Annotated in this window: 13 protein-coding genes and 1 pseudogene; 11 read left to right on the forward strand and 3 right to left on the reverse strand. The window is 71.4% G+C overall.

All coding sequences use genetic code 11. The annotated features are described in order from the left end of the window. Nucleotides 1–53 precede the first annotated feature (53 nt). The 4 genes from ACYUED_RS13880 to ACYUED_RS13895 are packed head-to-tail and all read left to right on the forward strand — an operon-like array spanning nt 54 to nt 5164. A complete protein-coding gene (locus ACYUED_RS13880) occupies nt 54–1481 on the forward strand; it encodes an amidase (RefSeq protein WP_491292591.1) in 1428 nt (475 codons plus the stop codon). Beyond that, a complete protein-coding gene (locus tag ACYUED_RS13885; protein WP_491292592.1) occupies nt 1478–2509 on the forward strand; it encodes an ABC transporter permease in 1032 nt (343 codons plus the stop codon). Before ACYUED_RS13880 ends, ACYUED_RS13885 begins: the two co-directional genes overlap by 4 nt. Next, nucleotides 2499–4340 carry a dipeptide/oligopeptide/nickel ABC transporter permease/ATP-binding protein gene (locus ACYUED_RS13890; protein ID WP_491292593.1) on the forward strand — a complete coding sequence of 614 codons (1842 nt, stop codon included), beginning with the start codon at nt 2499–2501 and terminating at the stop codon, nt 4338–4340. Before ACYUED_RS13885 ends, ACYUED_RS13890 begins: the two co-directional genes overlap by 11 nt. Further along, nucleotides 4340–5164, forward strand: a complete 825-nt coding sequence (locus ACYUED_RS13895) for an ABC transporter ATP-binding protein (RefSeq protein WP_491292594.1) — start codon at nt 4340–4342, stop codon at nt 5162–5164. Before ACYUED_RS13890 ends, ACYUED_RS13895 begins: the two co-directional genes overlap by 1 nt. 28 nt (nt 5165–5192) lie before the next feature. On the opposite strand, the pseudogene ACYUED_RS13900 reads toward ACYUED_RS13895, so the two are convergent. Then, nucleotides 5193–5411: pseudogene (locus ACYUED_RS13900) on the reverse strand (cytosine permease); the annotation flags it as partial. Nucleotides 5412–5574: 163 nt separating this feature from the next. On the opposite strand from ACYUED_RS13900, the gene ureA reads away from it, so the two are divergent. The 7 genes from ureA (at nt 5575) to ACYUED_RS13935 (ending at nt 13818) form a co-directional block, all read left to right on the forward strand. After that, a complete protein-coding gene (gene ureA, locus ACYUED_RS13905; RefSeq protein ID WP_491292595.1) occupies nt 5575–6279 on the forward strand; it encodes an urease subunit gamma in 705 nt (234 codons plus the stop codon). Then, nucleotides 6276–7985, forward strand: a complete 1710-nt coding sequence (locus ACYUED_RS13910) for an urease subunit alpha (RefSeq protein ID WP_491292596.1) — start codon at nt 6276–6278, stop codon at nt 7983–7985. Before ureA ends, ACYUED_RS13910 begins: the two co-directional genes overlap by 4 nt. Before the next feature lie 9 nt (nt 7986–7994). Further along, complete coding sequence (locus tag ACYUED_RS13915; RefSeq protein WP_491292597.1) at nt 7995–9041, forward strand: agmatine deiminase family protein; 1047 nt, start codon at nt 7995–7997, stop codon at nt 9039–9041. Nucleotides 9042–9124: 83 nt separating this feature from the next. Next, complete coding sequence (locus ACYUED_RS13920) at nt 9125–9322, forward strand: hypothetical protein (RefSeq protein ID WP_491292598.1); 198 nt, start codon at nt 9125–9127, stop codon at nt 9320–9322. Continuing rightward, complete coding sequence (locus ACYUED_RS13925) at nt 9319–9930, forward strand: TetR/AcrR family transcriptional regulator (protein ID WP_491292599.1); 612 nt, start codon at nt 9319–9321, stop codon at nt 9928–9930. The genes ACYUED_RS13920 and ACYUED_RS13925 overlap by 4 nt, the downstream gene beginning before the upstream one ends. Before the next feature lie 426 nt (nt 9931–10356). Then, nucleotides 10357–10797: an Lrp/AsnC family transcriptional regulator gene (locus ACYUED_RS13930; RefSeq protein WP_491292600.1), complete on the forward strand. Its 441-nt coding sequence runs from the start codon at nt 10357–10359 to the stop codon at nt 10795–10797. Between the two features lie 51 nt (nt 10798–10848). After that, nucleotides 10849–13818, forward strand: a complete 2970-nt coding sequence (locus ACYUED_RS13935) for an aminotransferase (RefSeq protein WP_491292601.1) — start codon at nt 10849–10851, stop codon at nt 13816–13818. A 494-nt stretch (nt 13819–14312) separates the two neighbouring features. Here the strand turns inward: ACYUED_RS13935 and ppdK are convergent, their stop codons facing one another. Further along, on the reverse strand, nt 14313–17033 hold the full coding sequence (ppdK, locus tag ACYUED_RS13940) for a pyruvate, phosphate dikinase (RefSeq protein WP_491292602.1): 2721 nt from the start codon (nt 17031–17033) through the stop codon (nt 14313–14315). A 405-nt stretch (nt 17034–17438) separates the two neighbouring features. Further along, the gene (locus ACYUED_RS13945) at nt 17439–18641 is read right to left on the reverse strand and encodes an ROK family protein (protein ID WP_491292603.1); all 1203 of its coding nucleotides are present in this window, start codon (nt 18639–18641) and stop codon (nt 17439–17441) included. Between the last annotated feature and the right edge of the window lie 25 nt (nt 18642–18666).

Raw genomic sequence — 18666 nt, forward strand, 5'->3', positions numbered from 1 at the left:
TGTTCCGGCGCCCCGCACCGAGACCCTCGCACCTTTCCGACAGGAGTCCCCTGGTGATCGACCCATTCAGCACCGCCCAGCAGATCGCCGACCTCGTGCGCACGAAAGAGGTCAGCCCGGTGGAGGTGGCCGAGACCTACCTCGACCGCATCGAGCGGATCAACCCCGCCGTCAACGCCGTCGTCTGGCTCGACGCCGACGCCGTGCGCGCGGCAGCCGTCCGGGCCGAGCGGGCGGTGCTGCGCGGCGATCGGCTCGGCCCCCTGCACGGCGTCCCCGTCCCCATCAAGGACCTCAGCTCGGTCGCGGGACAACCCAACACGATGTCCTCACTGGCGATCCGGGACACCCCGCAGACGGTCACGGACCCCGACGTCCAGCTCCTCCTCGACGCCGGAGCGATCCCTCTCGGCCGGACGAACTCGCCGGAGTTCGGCGCTCTGACCGTCTCCGAGAACGCCCGGCACGGCAAGACGCGCAACCCGTGGAACCCGGCGCACACCTCCGGCGGGTCGAGCGGCGGCGCGTCGGCGGCCGTCGCGGCCGGGCTCGCCCCGGTGGCGCACGCCGGCGACGGCGGCGGATCGATCCGGGTCCCGGCGTCCGTCACCGGCCTCGTCGGCCTCAAGCCGAGCCGGGGACGCGTGCCCGCGTTCGTCCGGGGCTGGGAACACTCGACGACCGAGGGCGCGATCACCCGCACCGTGCACGATGCGGCCCTCATGCTCGACGTCATGGGCCGTGCCGACCGGCTCGCCTGGTACAGCGCGCCCGAACCGGATCGCCCGTACATCGAGGAGGTCGGCGCAGATCCCGGACGGCTGCGGATCGGCCTGCTCCTCGACGCGCCGACCGGGCTGCCGGTCGACGAGGAGTGCCGCAAGGCGGCGCTGACGGCCGCGCAGGCGCTGCGCGAGCTGGGACACGACGTCGTCGAGGCCCGTCCGAGGATGTTCTCGTACGAGGCGATCATGGGCTTCACCTGGACGATCATCAGTGCCTCCACCTACGCCATCGAGGTCGACGATCCCGACGCGGTGGACCCCTACATCCGGCGCCGCCGGGAGACCGCCCTTGAGGTCAGCGCGGGCGACTACGCCCGGACGGCGGCCCGCCTGCAGGCCGAGTCACGCGACGTGATCGCCCAGTGGGGCAGGGACTTCGACGTCCTCCTCACCCCGACCACGGCGGTCGTGGCGCCGCCGGTCGGCCCCGTGTACGACGAGGCGAACTCCGACCCGGACGGCCCTCGGGCCACCGAGACCCGGATGGTCTCGTTCACCGCGTTCGTCAACATCGCCGGGCTGCCCGCCATCTCGCTGCCCGTCCACACGACCCCGGACGGACTGCCGGTCGGCGCGCAACTCGTCGGCGCACCCTACGACGAGGCGACGCTGCTGCGCCTGTCCGCCCAGCTCGAACCGCGGTTCCGCTGGCACGAGCGGCACCCGGACGACGCGGCACTGGCGGGGGCGCTGTGAGCGCCGGGTCCGCGGTCCCGACCGGGCCGCTGCCGGCCGCATCCGTCCGGCGCGCTCCCCGGCTGCGGCTGGGCGGTGGCTGGGCCGGGTTCGCCGTCCGCCGGGCGGGCGGGCTGCTGATGTCCATGCTCCTGCTCGTCCTCGTGACGTTCCTCATCGTGCCCCTGCTGCCGGGCGACCCGGCCCGCGCGATCGCCGGCACCAGCTCGTCCCCGGCCACGCTCGCGGCGATACGCGAACGACTGGGCCTCGACGAGCCGCTGGCAACACGGTTCGTCCACTACCTCGGCGACATCGCGTCCGGACGGCTCGGCACCTCGTTCCGGTTCGACACCTCGGTCGCGGACATCATCGCGACCCGGTTGCCGTACACCGTCCAGCTCGTCATCCCGGCCGTCCTGCTCTCCCTGGTCATCGCCGTCCCGCTGGGCATGACCGTCGGTGTCCTCACCCGTGACGGACGCCGCCGCCGGCTCGGCGTCGCATTCGGCACGCTCGCCGGGCTCCTCGCGTCGGCGCCGGTCTACGTCGTCGCGACCCTCCTCATCGTCCTGTTCTCGATCAGTCTCGGGCTGCTGCCGTCCGGCGGCGCCACGACACCGAGCGCGCTCGTCCTGCCGATCGCCGCGCTCTGCATCGGCCCGGCCTTCGCCATCGCCCGGGTCGTCCGGCAGGAGACGGCCTCGGTGCTCGCCCAGGACTACATGAGGACCGCCCGCGGCCACCGCCTGGGATCCGTGCGTCTCCACCTCCGCCACGCGCTGCCCAACCTCGTGACGAGTGTCCTCACCCTGAGTGGTCTCGTCCTGACGTCCCTGCTCGGCGGGACGATCATCCTGGAGAACGTCTTCACCTACCCGGGGCTCGGCACCGAGGTCGTCCAGGCGATCATCTACAAGGACTATCCGGTGATCCAGGGCGTCATCCTCGTCGTCGGCATGCTCGCCCTGCTCGTCAACCTCCTCGTCGACGTCGTCCTCGGGATCGTCGACCCCCGCACTCTTGAGGGAGGTCGTCGTGGCCACTGAAGCGACCGTGCGCCGATGGCTGCGCAACCCGTCGCTGCTGTCCGGCGCTGTGATCCTCGGACTGCTCGTGGTCGTGGCCCTCGTCGCCCCGCTGCTGCTGAGCGGTTCCGCCGAGACCCTCACCGACAACGCCCGCCTGGGGCCCGGCGCCGGGCATCTCCTCGGCACCGACGCCTTCGGCCGTGACGTCCTGGCCCGGGCGCTCGTCGCGACCCGGCTCACCCTGCTCATGGCCGCCGCCGCCACCGCCGCCTCGTTCGTCGTCGGCGTCGCCATCGGCGCGCTGGTCCACCTGGCCCCCGGGTGGCTGCGCGAGACCTGTCTGCGGCTCATCGACTCGGCGGTGGCCTTCCCCTCGCTCGTGCTCGCCCTCGTCATCGCGGCGGTGCTCGGACCGGGCATGGGGTCCGCGATCGTCGCGATCGCCGTCGCCGGCGTCCCCGGGTTCGCACGGTTGACGGCGAACCTCGCCGCTACCGTCGCGGACAAGGACTACGTGCTCACCGCGCGCCTGCTCGGCGTCCCCGGCCTGCGCATCCTGGGCCGGCATGTCCTGCCGAACATCAGCGGGCCGCTGCTGGTGCTCCTCGGTTCGAGCTTCACCCTGTCCCTGCTCGACATCAGCAGCCTGTCGTTCGTCGGCCTCGGTGTGCAGAACCCGCAGTACGACTGGGGCCGGCTGCTCAACGAGGCGCTGCCGTCGATCTTCGCCCAGCCGTCGCTCGTCCTCGCACCGTCGATCATGCTCATCGTCACCGGTGTGGGCGCCATGCTCCTCGGAGACGGCGTGGCCTCACTCGTCGACCCGCGAACCCGCGGCACAGCGCCCGCGCCGGCCGGGACGGCGGACGCGGCGGGACCCGCCGACCCGGCACAGGCGCCTCCGGCGCTTCAGGCGTCGGACGGTGCGGGGGCAGCGGCCGGCACGGAGCCGGACGGCCTGCTGACCGTCGCCGGGCTCACCGTGCGGGCCGGCGACCGGACACTCGTCGACGACGTGTCGTTCACCATCGGGGCCGGCCAGATCGTCGGCCTCGTGGGGGAGTCGGGCTCGGGCAAGTCCACCATCGCCATGGCGGTCGCGGGCCTGCTCCCCGAGGGCGTGCGGGCGAACGCGTCGCGCCTGGCCCTCGGTGACCTCGACCTGCTCGGGACACCGCCGGAGCGACGCCTCGCCACCGAGATAGGCATCGTCTACCAGGACCCGATCGGCACGTTCAACCCCGCGCTGCGGCTCGGCACCCAGCTCACCGAGGTGGCCAGGGTGCATCTGCGGACGCCCCGGCGTCAGGCCGCGCAGGACATGGTCCGCGCCCTGGCCGACATCCGCGTCACCGAGCCGGACCGGCGGCTGCGCCAGCACCCGCACGAGCTGAGCGGCGGCATGCTCCAGCGCGCCTCGATCGCCTCCGCGATGACGACGAACCCGCGGCTGCTCATCGCCGACGAACCGACGACGGCTCTCGACGTCACCGTCCAGGCGGAGGTGCTGCGACAGTTCCGGCGCATCAACCGCGAGCACGGCACGGCGATGCTGTTCATCTCGCACGACATCGGCGTGGTCGGCGTGCTCTGCGACACCGTCCTGGTGCTCCACGGCGGCCAGGTGGTGGACCGGACGACGGGCGCCGACCTGCGCCGGGGGACGGCCACCCACCCGTACACCCGCGCGTTGCTCGCGGCGACGCCCGCCGCGGTGGAGGCCGGAGGAACCCTCAGCGCGGTCCGGTGGACGGCCGACGCGCATGCGGCGCAGCCGAGCGGGGCGCCGTCGGACGACCTTTTCGACAAAGCCGCGGACCGCCCCCCGGCCGCGGAAGGGAGCCACTGATGTCCGCCACCGCCACCGCACCGGACCCGCAGGCGGCCGCCCCCCTGCTGCGCGTCGAGGATCTCACCGTCGAGCTCGGACACGGCGTCGCGGCCCGCAGGGTGCTCAAGGGAGTCTCGTTCGACATCCCCCGGGGCAGCACCCTCGCACTCGTCGGAGAGTCCGGCTCGGGCAAGACGACACTCGCGCGGACACTCGTCGGCGTCCACAGGCCGTCGAGCGGCCGGATCCTCGTGGACGGCGCTCCGCTGCGCACCTCGCGCGGACGGGCGGGAGCCGCGACGGTCCAGATGATTCCGCAGGACCCGTACTCCTCGTTCGACCCGCGGCGCACCGTCGCACAGTCGCTCGCCGAGGCACTCGACCCGGTCCGGGCCAGGGTCAAACCGGCCCGGGCCCGGATCGCCGAGCTGCTGAGCCAGGTGAGCCTCGACCCGGACAGCATGAACCGCTACCCGCACGAGTTCTCCGGCGGTCAACGGCAGCGGCTGGCGATCGCACGGGCCCTCGCACCGCGTCCCCGGTTCGTCATCGCCGACGAGATCACCTCGGCCCTCGACCTGACGACCCAGGCCGAGATCCTCAACCTGCTCGCCGATCTGCGCCGCCGGCTCTCGCTGACGATGCTGTTCATCTCGCACGACCTGGCCGTCGTCCGGCACGTCAGCGACACGGTCGCGGTCCTGCTGCACGGCGACCTCGTCGAGCTCGGCCCGACCGGAGCCACCTTCGCGGCGCCGAACCACCCGTACACCGCTGAGCTCCTCGCGTCCGTCCCGGGCGACCCGAGGTTCCGCCTCGACGACGAGCCGGCCACGATGTGAGTCGACCGGACCGGTGGGGCTTCCAGCCCAGGGGGATCAGGGCCGGTGGGGCGGCGAGGGCCGTGCCGGCCAGGGCGCCCACCACGATCGAGGTGACCGACGCCCACCAGCCGTGGCCGAACGACGGGGCAGCCGGCCGAAGACGATCACTCCCAGAGGGAGTTTCGAGCCCAGCAGGATCGAGACCAGGTCCCGCGGGCCCCTCGTGCGTTCCTCGTCGGGGGATGGTGTCGACGCCCGCGCTGATCCATGGGTACGCAGGTCTCCCCTGATCGGCCGCCTGAGACGTCCCGAAGATTAGAGCGACGTCCAATGTGTGGGTCAATTTGACTGAGTCATCACTTCACCTTCAGGCATTCCATGCTTAGAGTGTTGCTCTAATATGAGCGAAGCGAGGAGGTGCCCACGGCATGAGACTGACCCCCACGGAGCGTGACCGGCTGCTGCTCTTCGGAGCCGCCGAGCTGGCCCGCGCCCGCCGCGCCCGCGGTCTGCGGCTCAACGTGCCGGAGGCGACCGCGCTGATCGCGGACACCGTCTGCGAGGCCGCCCGCGACGGTGCCCCGCTCGCGGAGGCTGTCCAGCGCGCCAGATCCGTGCTCGGCCCGGACGACGTGCTGCCGGGTGTCGCGGACGTCGTCACCGAGGTGCATGTCGAGGCGGTCTTCGACGACGGTTCGCGGCTCGCGGTCGTGAGCGACCCGATCAGCGGGCGTCTCGGTGAGCGGGCTCCGGGCGCGCTGCTGCCGGGTCCCGAGCACGCCGATCCCGAGGCGGCCGTCCGGCTGACGGTCACCAACGCCGCCACCGTGCCGGTCTCCGTCACCTCCCACTTCCACTTCTTCGAGGCCAACCCACGGCTCGACTTCGCACGGGAGAGGGCCTACGGGATGCGGCTCGCCGTGCCCGCCGGGTCGTCCGTGCGGTTCGGGCCGGGAGAGAGCGCCGAGGTCGGGCTGGTGCCCATCGGGGGCGACCGGATCGCCATCGGGTTCGCCGGTCTGGTCGACGGGGCGCTGGACGCGCCCGGCGCCCGCGAGGAGGCACTGCGCCGCGCCGCCGCCTGCGGCTACCTCGGCGTACCGGAATCACCTGATCAGGAGGTCGAGCGATGAGCCGCCCGGGAGGCCACCCCGCGGAGGACCGCCGCCTGAGCCCGTACGCGTACGCCGCCACCCATGGCCCGCGCGCGGGCGACCGTCTCCGTCTCGGCGACTCGGGGCTCGTGATCCGTGTCGAGTCCGACTCCCAGCGGTACGGCGACGAGTTCCTCGCCGGGTTCGGCAAGACCGCCCGCGACGGGCTGCACCTCAAGGCCGCCGCCGTGCGGGAGACCTGCGACGTCGTCATCAGCAATGTGGTGGTGATCGACGCGGCGCTGGGGATCCGGAAGGTGTCCATCGGGATCCGGGAGGGGCGGATCTGCTCGATCGGGCGCGCCGGGAACCCGGACACGCTCGACGGGGTCGACGTCGTGGTCGGCACCGGTACGTCCATCGTGTCCGGCGAGGGGCTCATCGCCACCGCCGGTGCCGTCGACACGCACGTCCACCTGCTCTCGCCGCGGATCATGGAGGCCTCGCTCGCCTCCGGCGTGACCACGATCATCGGGCAGGAGTTCGGGCCGGTGTGGGGCGTCGGGGTCAACTCCCCGTGGGCGCTGCGGCACGCGTTCAACGCGTTCGACGCCTGGCCGGTCAACATCGGCTTTCTGGGCCGGGGTTCGTCCTCCGACAGGGCTCCTCTGGTGGAGGCCCTCGCCGAGGGCGGCGCCTGCGGCTTCAAGGTGCACGAGGACATGGGCGCCCACACCCGCGCCCTGGACACGGCTCTTCGCGTCGCCGAGGAGTACGACGTCCAAGTCGCCCTGCACAGCGACGGGTTGAACGAGTGCCTGTCGGTCGAGGACACCTTGCGGGTGCTGGAGGGGCGCACCATCCATGCCTTCCACATAGAGGGCTGCGGCGGCGGTCACGTCCCGAACGTGCTGAAGATGGCGGGAGTCGCGAACGTCATCGGCTCCTCCACCAACCCCACCCTGCCCTTCGGCCGGGACGCCGTCGCCGAGCACTACGGCATGATCGTCTCCGTCCACGACCTGAAGACCGACCTGCCCGGCGACGCCGCCATGGCCCGTGACCGCATCCGCGCCGGGACCATGGGCGCCGAGGACGTGCTGCACGACCTGGGCGCGATCGGCATCACCTCGTCCGACGCGCAGGGCATGGGACGGGCCGGAGAGACGGTCCGCCGTACCTTCGCCATGGCCGGAAAGATGAAGGCCGAGTTCGGCGCCCCGGACGACCACGACAACGAGCGCGTCCTGCGCTACATGGCCAAGCTGACCGTCAACCCGGCCATCGCGCACGGACTCTCGCACGAGGTGGGGTCGATCGAGGTCGGCAAACTCGCCGACATCGTGCTGTGGCGGCCGGAGTACTTCGGCGCCAAGCCGCAGCTGGTGCTCAAGTCCGGATTCCCGGCATACGGCGTGGTCGGCGACCCGAACGCGGCCACCGACACCTGCGAACCCCTCGTCCTGGGGCCGCAGTTCGGCGCGCACGGCGCCACGCCGGCGGATCTCTCGGTGGCCTTCGTCGCGCGGGCGGCCCTCGACCAGGGCGACGACACCATGCCGACCCGGCGTCGCCGGGTAGCCGTCCGCGGCACCCGCGGCATCGGGCCGGCCGACCTGCGCCTCAACTCCCGTACCGGAGCGGTCGACGTGGACCAGCGCACCGGTCTCGTGACGCTGGACGGAGAGCCGATCCGCTCGGAGCCGGCCGAGTCCGTGTCCCTCAACCGTCTGTACTTCCTCTGAGGAGCACCGATGTCTGCTGCCGCCGACGGCTTCCGCATGCCCGCCGAATGGGTCCCGCACGAGCTTACCTGGATGGCGTGGCCGGGTCCCAACCCCACCTTCGAGGACCCGGACGACCTCGCCGCGTCCCGCGCCGCCTGGGCCTCGGTCGCCCGCGCGATCCGGCGCTTCGAGCCGGTGAGCGTGGTGTGCGGTCCCGGGCAGTCGGCCGATGCGCGGGCGCTGCTGGGTGAGGGCGTCGACACCGTCGAACGCGACCTCGACGACGCCTGGATGCGCGACATCGGGCCGACCTTCCTGACCGACGCCCACGGTGAACTCGCCGCCGTGGACTGGACGTTCAACGGCTGGGGTGCACAGGGCTGGGCCCGCTGGGGGCACGACGCGAAGATCGCCGCGTACGTCTCGGACCTCGCCGGCGCGAAGACGTACGCCTCGAAACTGGTGAACGAGGGCGGCGCGATCCACGTCGACGGCGAGGGGACGGTGCTGCTGACCGAGACGGTCCAGCTCGGCCCCGAGCGCAACCCGGGCTGGACGAAGGAACAGGTCGAGGCGGAGATCCACGCCCAGCTCGGCACCCGCAAGGCGATCTGGCTGCCGCGCGGCCTCACCGGCGACTATCCCCCGTACGGCTTCGGCACCCTCGGCCACGTCGACATCGTCGCCGCGTTCGCCCGCCCCGGTGTGGTCGTGGCCCATGTGCAGCCGGACCCGGCCCACCCCGACCACGAGGTGACCAAGGAGGCCATCGGCCTGCTCAAGGCGCAGACCGACGCGCGCGGCCGCCGCCTGGAGGTCGTCGAGGTGCCCGCCCCGACCGTCCTGGAGGCCGACGGCCACTGGGCCGACTACTCCTACATCAACCACTATCTCTGCAACGGCGGCGTCGTCCTGTGCGGCTTCGACGACCCCCGGGACGAGATCGCGGCCGACGTCTTCCGACGACTGTTCCCGCAGCGGACGGTGACACTGGTGGACGCGCGGACGATCTTCGCCGGCGGCGGCGGCATCCACTGCATCACCCAGCAGCAGCCGAGGGCCGTGGTCGGGTAGAACTTACGGGTGAACGTGCTGACCTGCGTGACCCGCGGAACACGGCTGACCGGAGCGCCGCGGCTCTGCGGCTCCCGCCCGAGGTGCCGACCCGCCCGGAGCACGACGGCCGCAAGGATCCCGACGGCGCCATGGAGGACCCCGAAGGGCAGGAGTTCATGATGACCGCCGGGCCGCACGACACCTCGGGGGTCCACCCCGAGGACGCCCGCGGCCGTCTCCGCGCCGGCCCCGCCTCGCCAGAGAGCGGCTGCTGCGGTGCGCCGGGGCGTGCGGCATGACCGACCCGGGAGCCCGCCGCCGCACCCCCGCCCCGCCCCGCGAGGACGTCCTCGCCGCGGCCATGGAGATGGTCGCCGAGCGCGGTCTGGAGAAGCTCACCATGGCGGCGCTCGGCCGCGAGGTCGGCATGAGCAGCGGCCACCTGCTCTACTACTTCCACTCCAAGGACGAACTGCTGCTGCAGACCCTGGAGTGGAGCGAGGGCCGGCTCGGCGCCGAGCGCGGACGGCTGCTGACCCGCACCACGTCCCCCCGTGAGCGGCTTGACGCATATGTCGACCTGTACGTGCCCGACGGTCACCGGGACCCGCACTGGACGCTGTGGCTGGAGGTCTGGAACCGCTCGCAGAACGCCGACGACGACGCCCGCGACCGCCAGGCCGCGATCGAGGGCGCCTGGCACCGCGACCTGGTGGCACTGCTGGCGGAGGGGGTGTCGAGGGGCCGGTTCCGGCCGGTCGACCCGGACCGTTTCGCCGCCCGGCTGCGGGCGCTGCTCGACGGGTTCTCCATCCATGTGGCGATAGGGCTGCGCGGCGCGGACAGGGCGCAAGTCATGCGCCACGTATGGGAGTTCCTGGACGACAGCCTCCTCGCGGACTCCTGAACCCACGTCCAGACCCCTGCGCCGCGGATCAGCAGCCCACCGACTCCCACCGGCACCCCCGGCCGCCGACACCTGCCGGTCCGGCACGGCATCTTCGACCGCCGACCTCCGCCTGCGGCAGGTCCATTGCCCGCCCGACTGCCGACGCGACGCCGAGAAGCAGCGCAGTCAGGAACGCGATGAACGACGGGCCGTCCGCCTCGGCGAACAACAAGCACGAGCGGCTCCGGCAGCCACGAGAGTTCCTGCATGACCGGAGGAAGCCCGCCCCCTGCCCCAACAGCCGTCCGGACTGCCCGAACGCGGGAACCCGCACACGCGATTCGATCGATTCCATCGTCTTCACACTTGAATCGAGCACATCGATCCGGCATTGTGCTTGAAACAAGCGCAATGCCTGCCGTTCACGCAGGAGAGAGGTGCTCCATGGACGACATCGACCGGGCCATCCTGCGGGAGTTGCAGGTCGACGGCCGGATCCCTTACGCCGATCTGGGGCCGAAGGTGGGGTTGTCACCCTCGGCCGCGAGGCTCCGGCTGCAGCGGCTGATCGACGCCAAGGCGGTGCAGGTCGTCGGAGTGACCGACCCGATGACCATGGGCCAGCAGACGATGGCGCTCCTGGGCTTGCGCATCGACGGCGATCCCCGGGCGGTCGCCGATGAACTGTCCCGGCACGACGAAGTCGTGTACACGGTCCTGACGGCAGGCGGCTTCGACCTGTTCGCGGAGGCGGTGTGCGCTCAGCCCCGGGATCTTCTGGACTTCATCAACGACGTCGTGCGGCCCGTCGAGGGTGTCGCCTCCGTGGAGAGCTTCCCCTACTTCGCGATTCACACCCACCGCTTCCTGTGGCACGTCGACTGAGGCATCCGAGCGTCCGAGCCCCGTTCGCCCGCACCAGCCGAGGGAACCCGCATGCTGCCCGACGAGTACCGCACGATCGACTTCTTCACCGAGGAAGCCCTCCCCGCGCCCCGCACGACAGCGGCCGAGGCTGAGCTCATCGCTGCCGAACACCTCGGCATCACGGCTCGCGCGCAGGCACTGGGCAGCCAGCAGGACGCCAACTTCCTGCTGCACGCCGACGACGGGACGCCCACGGCGATTCTGAAGATCGCCAACCCCGCCTTCGGCACGGTGGAGATCGAAGCCCAGGACGCGGCAGCCGACCTGATCGCCTCGGCCCACCCGGAACTGCGCATCGCCACGGTCCTGCGCCGCCCCGACGGCTCCCCGTGGCGCACGACGGTGGACACCGAGAGCGGTCCGGCCGTCGCGCGCCTGCTGCACCACCTGCCCGGCGGCACACTCTCGGGACCACGGCACCTGTCCCCCGGCAGCGTGGCGGGCATGGGCACGATCGCCGCAAAGGTCAGCACCGCCCTGCGCGACTTCCGGCACCCGGGCCTCGACCGCGTACTCCAGTGGGACCCGCAGTACGCCGATCGCGTCGTCGCCAAGCTCGCCGGGCACATCGACGAACCCGACCGGCGCACCGCCGTCCGGACGTCGACCGCCGAGGCCTGGACACATGTCCGGAAGCTGGCCACCACGCTGCCGTCGCAGGCCGTGCACCTGGACCTCACCGACGACAATCTGATCCGCTGTCCCGACAGCCGTCCGCCCATAACGGACGGGGTCATCGACTTCGGTGATGTGACCACGAGCTGGGCGGTCGGCGAACTCGCCGTGTCACTGTCCTCGATACTCCACCACGACGGTATCGAGCCGCACCACGTGCTGCCGGCCGTTCGTGCCTTCCACGCCGTTCGGCCGCTCTCCCCCGAGGAAGCCGAGGCGGTCTGGCCGCTCGTGGTCCTGCGCGCCGCCGTCCTGGTGGCCAGCGGGCGGCACCAGGCCGCCGTCGACGAGGACAACGCCTACGCCAAGGCCGCGCTCGACCGCGAGTGGCGCATCTTCGAACAGGCCACCTCGCTGCCCCTGCCCGTGATGATCCGCCTCATCGGGGACGCGACCGGCATGGCCGACGTGGCCGCCCGGACCGCGCGGGCCGATGCGCCGGCGCGCCCCCTCCTGCGGGACCTCGTCGCCGACGACATCACCCTCCTCGACCTGTCCACCGACGCCGACTCCATGGACCACGGAGCCTGGACGGACGCCGGCACCGAGGCCCGGCTGGTGACCTCCGCGCTCGCGGACGGAGCGGGCGCCGTCGCCACCCGGTACGCCCACGCACGACTCACTCGGACACGAGCGCTGTCGGCGGTGTCCGCCGCCACGGTGCCCACCGGAATCGACCTCTGGCTCGGCCGGGACGCCGTGGTGCAGGCGCCCGCCGCGGGAAAGGTCCTCGCCGCGGGGCCGGGTCGCGTGGTACTCACCTACGGCGCGCGGACGCTGGCGCTGTCCTTCCCCCGCACGGTCCAGCCCCTGGTCACCGCCGGTGCGACGGTGCGGGCGGGCGAGGACATCACCCACCTCGGCTCCGGTGCCTCGGTCCACGTCGCGCTGCGCGACGCCGACGGCCCCGCCGCCCCGCGCCTGGTCCGCCCCGAGTATGCCGCCGGCTGGCTCGCGCTCACCGCAGACCCCGCCCCGCTCCTCGGCCTCCCGGCCGCCTGCGACCGTACGCGCGAGAGGGACCTGCTCGACCGGCGTGACGCCGCGTTCGCCACCGTGCAGGGGCACTACTACGCCAACCCTCCGCGTATCGAACGGGGTTGGCGCCACCATCTGCTGTCCACCGACGGCCGGTCGTACCTCGACATCGTCAACAACGTCACCCCGTTGGGCCACGCCCACCCCCGCGTCGAGCAGGCGGTCTCCCGGCAGTTGCGGCGGCTCAACACCAACTCGCGCTTCCACTACGCCTCCGTGGTGGAGTTCACCGAGCGTCTCGCCGCCCTCCTCCCCGACCCTCTGGACACGGTGTTCCTCGTCAACTCCGGTTCGGAGGCGGTGGATCTGGGTCTGCGCCTGGCCATCGGGGCCTCCGGCCGGCCCGACGTCGTCGCGCTGCGTGAGGCGTACCACGGCTGGACGTACGCCTCCGACGCGGTCTCCACCTCGCTCCAGGACAACCCCAACGCCCTGGCCACCCGCCCGAGTTGGGTGCACACCGTGGACTCGCCCAACTCCTACCGTGGCCGCCACCGCGGTTCGGATGCCGTGCGCTACGCACCCGAGGCCGTCGCGGTGATCGACGAACTGGCCGCCGCCGGCCGCCCGGCGGGAGCGTTCATCGGCGAGACCTTCTACGGCAACGCCGGAGGAGTCGCCCTTCCCGACGGCTATCTCGCCCAGGTGTACGCAGCGGTACGGCGTCACGGCGGCCTGGCCGTCGCCGACGAGGTCCAGGTCGGATACGGCCGCCTGGGACACTGGTTCTGGGGCTTCGAGCAGCAGCAGGCGGTCCCCGACATCGTCTGTGTCGCCAAGGCCATGGGCAACGGACACCCCCTCGGCGCCGTCATCACGTCCAAGGCTGTCGCGGACCGGTACCGCGATCAGGGCTACTTCTTCTCCTCCACCGGCGGCAGCCCCGTCTCCAGCATCGTGGGCCTCACCGTCCTGGACACCCTGCGCGACGAAGACCTCCAGGGCAACGCGGCGCGCGTCGGCGACCATCTGAGAAGCCGACTCACGGCACTGGCCGACCGCTACGGCATCATCGGCGCCGTCCACGGCTCGGGCCTCTACCTCGGCCTCGAACTCGTCCGGGACCGCGTCGGCCTGGAACCCGCCACAGAGGAGACCGCCGAACTCTGCGACCGCATGCTCGACCTCGGGGTGATCGTCCAGCCCACCGGGGACCACCTCAACATCCTCAAGATCAAGCCACCGCTGTGCATCGACACCACCGCGGCCGACTTCTTCGCCGACATGCTCGACCTGGCCCTCACCCAACTCGGCCACTCCCGCTGACGTCGCGCACCGCCGCACCAGTCACCGACCCCAGCCGGAGCGGGTCCGGATCGAACTCCTGAAGCGGTACTCAGCCACCCGTGGCCCATTCGTGGACTCGTCCCGCCTCATCTGCTGCGCGCAGGGCCGCGGCCTGCTGCATTGCAGGGGACCCGAAGGGCCGCCGAAGCCGTGCCGGTCTCGCGCCGGAACGGACAAGGACGGGGCTTCTGTGGCAACGGCGCGTGACAGGCCCCAGCCGTGCGCGGAGGGCACGACGAGGGCACGACGCCCGCGCACAGGATCAACGGCGGCCAACGCCAGCAAACGTCATTTTGCCTGGTCAGCGACTTGGCTTGACAGTCTCCGCAGAGAATGCACGAGAGGGCGGCACCCCCGCACAGGGTGCCGCCCTCTCTTGGTGATCCGGAACCGCCGCCCATCGGTGTTGAGGGTCGGGGACGGGCGGCGGCTCCGGGGTTCAGTGGCCGCAAGGCCGGCCAGTGGCCGTCGGGTCAGCGGTGGTCGCTGCCCGTCGACTGTGTGGCCGCGCGGCCCGCCTCCAGACGTGCCACCGGGATCCGGAACGGCGAGCAGGAGACGTAGTCCAGACCCACCTCGTGGAAGAAGTGGACCGACTCCGGGTCACCGCCGTGCTCGCCGCACACGCCGAGCTTCAGGTCGGGGCGGGTCTCACGGCCCGCCTTCACCGCGGCCTCGACCAGCGAACCCACGCCGTCCCTGTCGATCGTCTCGAACGGCGACACCCCGAAGATGCCCTTCTCCAGGTACGCCGTGAAGAACGAGGCCTCCACGTCGTCCCGGCTGAAGCCCCACACCGTCTGGGTGAGGTCGTTCGTGCCGAAGGAGAAGAACTCCGCGGCCTCCGCGATCTGCCCGGCCGTGAGGGCCGCGCGCGGCAGCTCGATCATCGTGCCGATGGCGAGCTTGAGCTGCGTGCCGGTCGCGGCCTCGACCTCCGCGATGACCTGGTCGGCCTCCTCGCGGACGATCTCCAGCTCCTGGACCGTGCCGACGAGCGGGATCATGATCTCGGCGCGCGGGTCGCCCTTGGCGTTCTTGCGCTCGGCCGCGGCCTCGGCGATCGCCCGGACCTGCATCGTGAACAGGCCGGGGATGACCAGTCCCAGACGTACGCCGCGCAGGCCCAGCATCGGGTTCTGCTCGTGCAGCCGGTGCACGGCCTGGAGCAGGCGCAGCTCGTTCTCGTGCGGGTCCTTGCGGGACTCGGCGAGGGCGACGCGCACCGACAGCTCGGTGATGTCCGGCAGGAACTCGTGCAGCGGCGGGTCCAGCAGCCGGACGGTGACGGGCAGGCCGTCCATCGCCGAGAACAGCTCCACGAAGTCCTGCTTCTGCAGCGGAAGGAGCTGCTTGAGGGACTCCTCGCGTTCGTTGTCCGTGTCGGCCAGGATGAGACGCTCGACCAGCTCACGGCGGTCACCGAGGAACATGTGCTCCGTACGGCACAGGCCGATGCCCTGCGCCCCGAAGCGGCGCGCGCGCAGCGCGTCCTCGGCGTTGTCCGCGTTGGCGCGCACCCGCAGGCGGCGCTTGCGGTCGGCGAACGCCATGATCCGGTGCACTGCCTCGACCAGCTCGTCGGCGTCGTTGGCGCCCGCGTGCATCCGGCCCTCGAAGTACTCCACGACCGGGGACGGGACGACGGGCACCTCGCCGAGGTACACCTTGCCGCTCGAACCGTCGATGGAGATGAGGTCGCCCTCCTCCACCACGTGCCCGCCGGGCACGGTCATCCGCCGGCGCTTGGTGTCGACCTCCAGCTCCTCGGCACCGCAGACACAGGTCTTGCCCATGCCGCGCGCGACGACGGCCGCGTGGGAGGTCTTGCCGCCGCGCGAGGTCAGGATGCCCTCGGCCGCGATCATGCCGTCGAGGTCGTCGGGGTTGGTCTCCCGGCGGACCAGGATGACCTTCTCGCCCGAGCGCGACCACTTCACGGCGGTGTACGAGTCGAACACCGCCTTGCCGACCGCCGCACCCGGCGAGGCCGCGATGCCCCGGCCGACCTTCTCGACCTTCGCGTCCTCGTCGAAGCGCGGGAACATCAGCTGGGCGAGCTGGGCGCCGGTGACCCGCTGCAGGGCCTCGGTCTCGTCGATGAGCCCCTGGTCGACCAGCTGGGTCGCGATCCGGAAGGCCGCACCCGCGGTGCGCTTGCCGACGCGGGTCTGCAGCATCCACAGCTGCCCGCGCTCGATCGTGAACTCGATGTCGCAGAGATCCTTGTAGTGGTTCTCCAGGGTCTCCATGATCTGCATCAGCTGGTCGTACGACTTCTTGTCGATCTGCTCCAGCTCCGCGAGCGGGACGGTGTTGCGGATGCCCGCCACCACGTCCTCGCCCTGCGCGTTCTGCAGGTAGTCGCCGTAGACGCCCTGGTGGCCGGAGGCCGGGTCGCGGGTGAACGCGACGCCCGTGCCGGAGTCCGGGCCGAGGTTGCCGAACACCATCGAGCAGACGTTGACGGCCGTACCGAGGTCGTGCGGGATGCGCTCCTGACGGCGGTAGAGCTTGGCGCGCTCGGTGTTCCAGGAGTCGAAGACCGCGTGGATGGCGAGGTCCATCTGCTCACGCGGGTCCTGCGGGAAGTCCCGGCCGGCCTCGGTCTTGACGATCTTCTTGAACTTGGTGACCAGCTTCTTGAGGTCCGCGGCCTCCAGCTCGGTGTCGACGCTGACCTTCTTGGCCGCCTTCGCCGCCTCCAGCGCGTCCTCGAAGAGCTCGCCCTCGACGCCGAGGACCGTCTTGCCGAACATCTGGATGAGGCGGCGGTACGAGTCCCAGGCGAACCGCTCGTCGCCGGCCTGCTCGGCGAGGCCCTTCACGGACTTGTCGGAGAGCCCGATGTTCAGGACCGTGTCCATCATTCCGGGCATCGAGAACTTCGCGCCCGAACGGACCGAGACGAGCAGAGGGTTGTCGGCCTGACCGAGCTTCTTGCCCATGCGGGCCTCAAGGGCGTCGAGGTGCGCACTCACCTCGTCACGCAGTGCCGCCGGCTCCTCGCCACTGTCGAGGTAGACCTTGCAGGCTTCGGTCGTGATGGTGAAGCCAGGGGGAACGGGGAGTCCCAGGTTGGTCATCTCCGCGAGGTTCGCGCCCTTGCCACCCAGGAGGTCCTTGAGATCTTTGTTGCCCTCGGTGAAGTCGTAAACGAACTTCGCTACGTGGGGTTCTTTGTTATCCGACACGGTCTCGACTCCCTCGAGGACGCGGTGGCTGCCCTGACGGCGAGAACATACCCAGATCGAAGGCGTCTGGGTACGTCTACTCACGCGTCATGCGCCCGTAACCACTCGTCCGCCAGTGGATCGAAAGTCAAAGCTTGGCAAGCGATGACGGGCGGATGTTTTCACTTCTTGAACACAACCCCTCTCACCCGCCCGGGAAATGCGCTCATGTGAGCGGCTATCGGCACGTCTGATTTCGATCGATGAACGATCAAGGGGTGGCACGCAGTGCCACCCCTTGGAGAAGTGCAGTCGCTCATGATCCGCTCATCTGAGCGCAGCCCTTATCAAGGGTGGCAAGAATCACGCTGTCACAGGCAGCCAGATTTCACCATGCGGACGCGACCTGGGACGGCAACACGGACGTCACACGCCCATCGCGAGCAGTCGCTCCTCCACCCGCTCCGGCGCGTACAGGTGCTCCACGACCAGCGCCCCGGCCCCCACCAGCCCCGCCCGCTCCCCGAGCCGCGAGGTCACGACGTCCAGATGGGCCGTGGAGCGGGGCAGCGCCCGCTGGTACAGCAACTCCCGGACCCCCGTGAGGAAGGGAGTTCCGGCCAAATCCCCGGCGATCATCAGCACGCCGGGGTTCAGCAGCGTGACGACGGTCGCCAGGACGTCCCCCACCAGCCGCCCGGCCTCCCGGGCGAGCCCGACCGCCTCGGGATGCCCGGCCGCCAGCAGATCCCGCACATCCGAGCCGGAGGCCGTCGGCAACCCGGCCTCCGCGAGCCGCCGGGCGACGGCACCACCGCTCGCGACGGCGGCGAGACAGCCGTACGCACCGCACCGGCACAGCGCCTCCGTGCCCACCCGGATGTGCCCGATGTCGCCGGCGCCCCCGTCGATGCCCCGGTAGATCGACCCGTCGACCACGACGCCCGCACCAATACCGGTCGACACCTTGACCAGCACGAACGCCGAACAGTCGGCGTATCCGGTGCGCTGTTCGCCGTACGCCATCAGATTCGCGTCGTTGTCCACGAGCACCGGCACCACCCCCGCGCCCGCACCCACACACTCGGCGAAGGCTCCGGCAAGGCGGCCTCGTATGTCGTGGCCGTCCCAGCCCGGCATGATCGGCGGCTGCACGACCCGGCCGGTGTCGCTGTCGACGGGCCCCGGCACCGCGAGCCCGATCCCGCAGACCGTCCGAGCCGGCTGGCCGGCCTTCTCCAGCAACTCGGCGAACCAACGGCCGAGTTCACCGAGCACGACGTCCGGGCCGTCCTCGATGACGAGCGTGCCGGAGTGCTCGGCGAGGATCTCGCCGGCCAGGGAGAGGACGGCCGCGCGGGCGTGGCGGGTGTCGAGGTCGGCGGCCAGGACCACCGCGTGCTCGTCGTCGAACTCCAGGGTGATGGAGGGGCGTCCGCCGAGGGGCGAGTCGACCGGGCCGCCGGCGCCCTCGCGCAGCCAGCCCGCGCGGAAGAGCCGGTCGAGGCGCTGGCCGACGGTGGCGCGGGAGAGCCCGGTGGCCTGCTGGAGCGCGCCGCGCGTGGTGGCCCGCCCGCTTCGTACCAGTTCGAGCAGATCGCCGGCGCGAGCCTGGCCACGTCCGGTCATGCGCACCCCCTTGTGTTTCTCAAGC

This window comes from Streptomyces sp. DF42, from assembly GCF_058267695.1.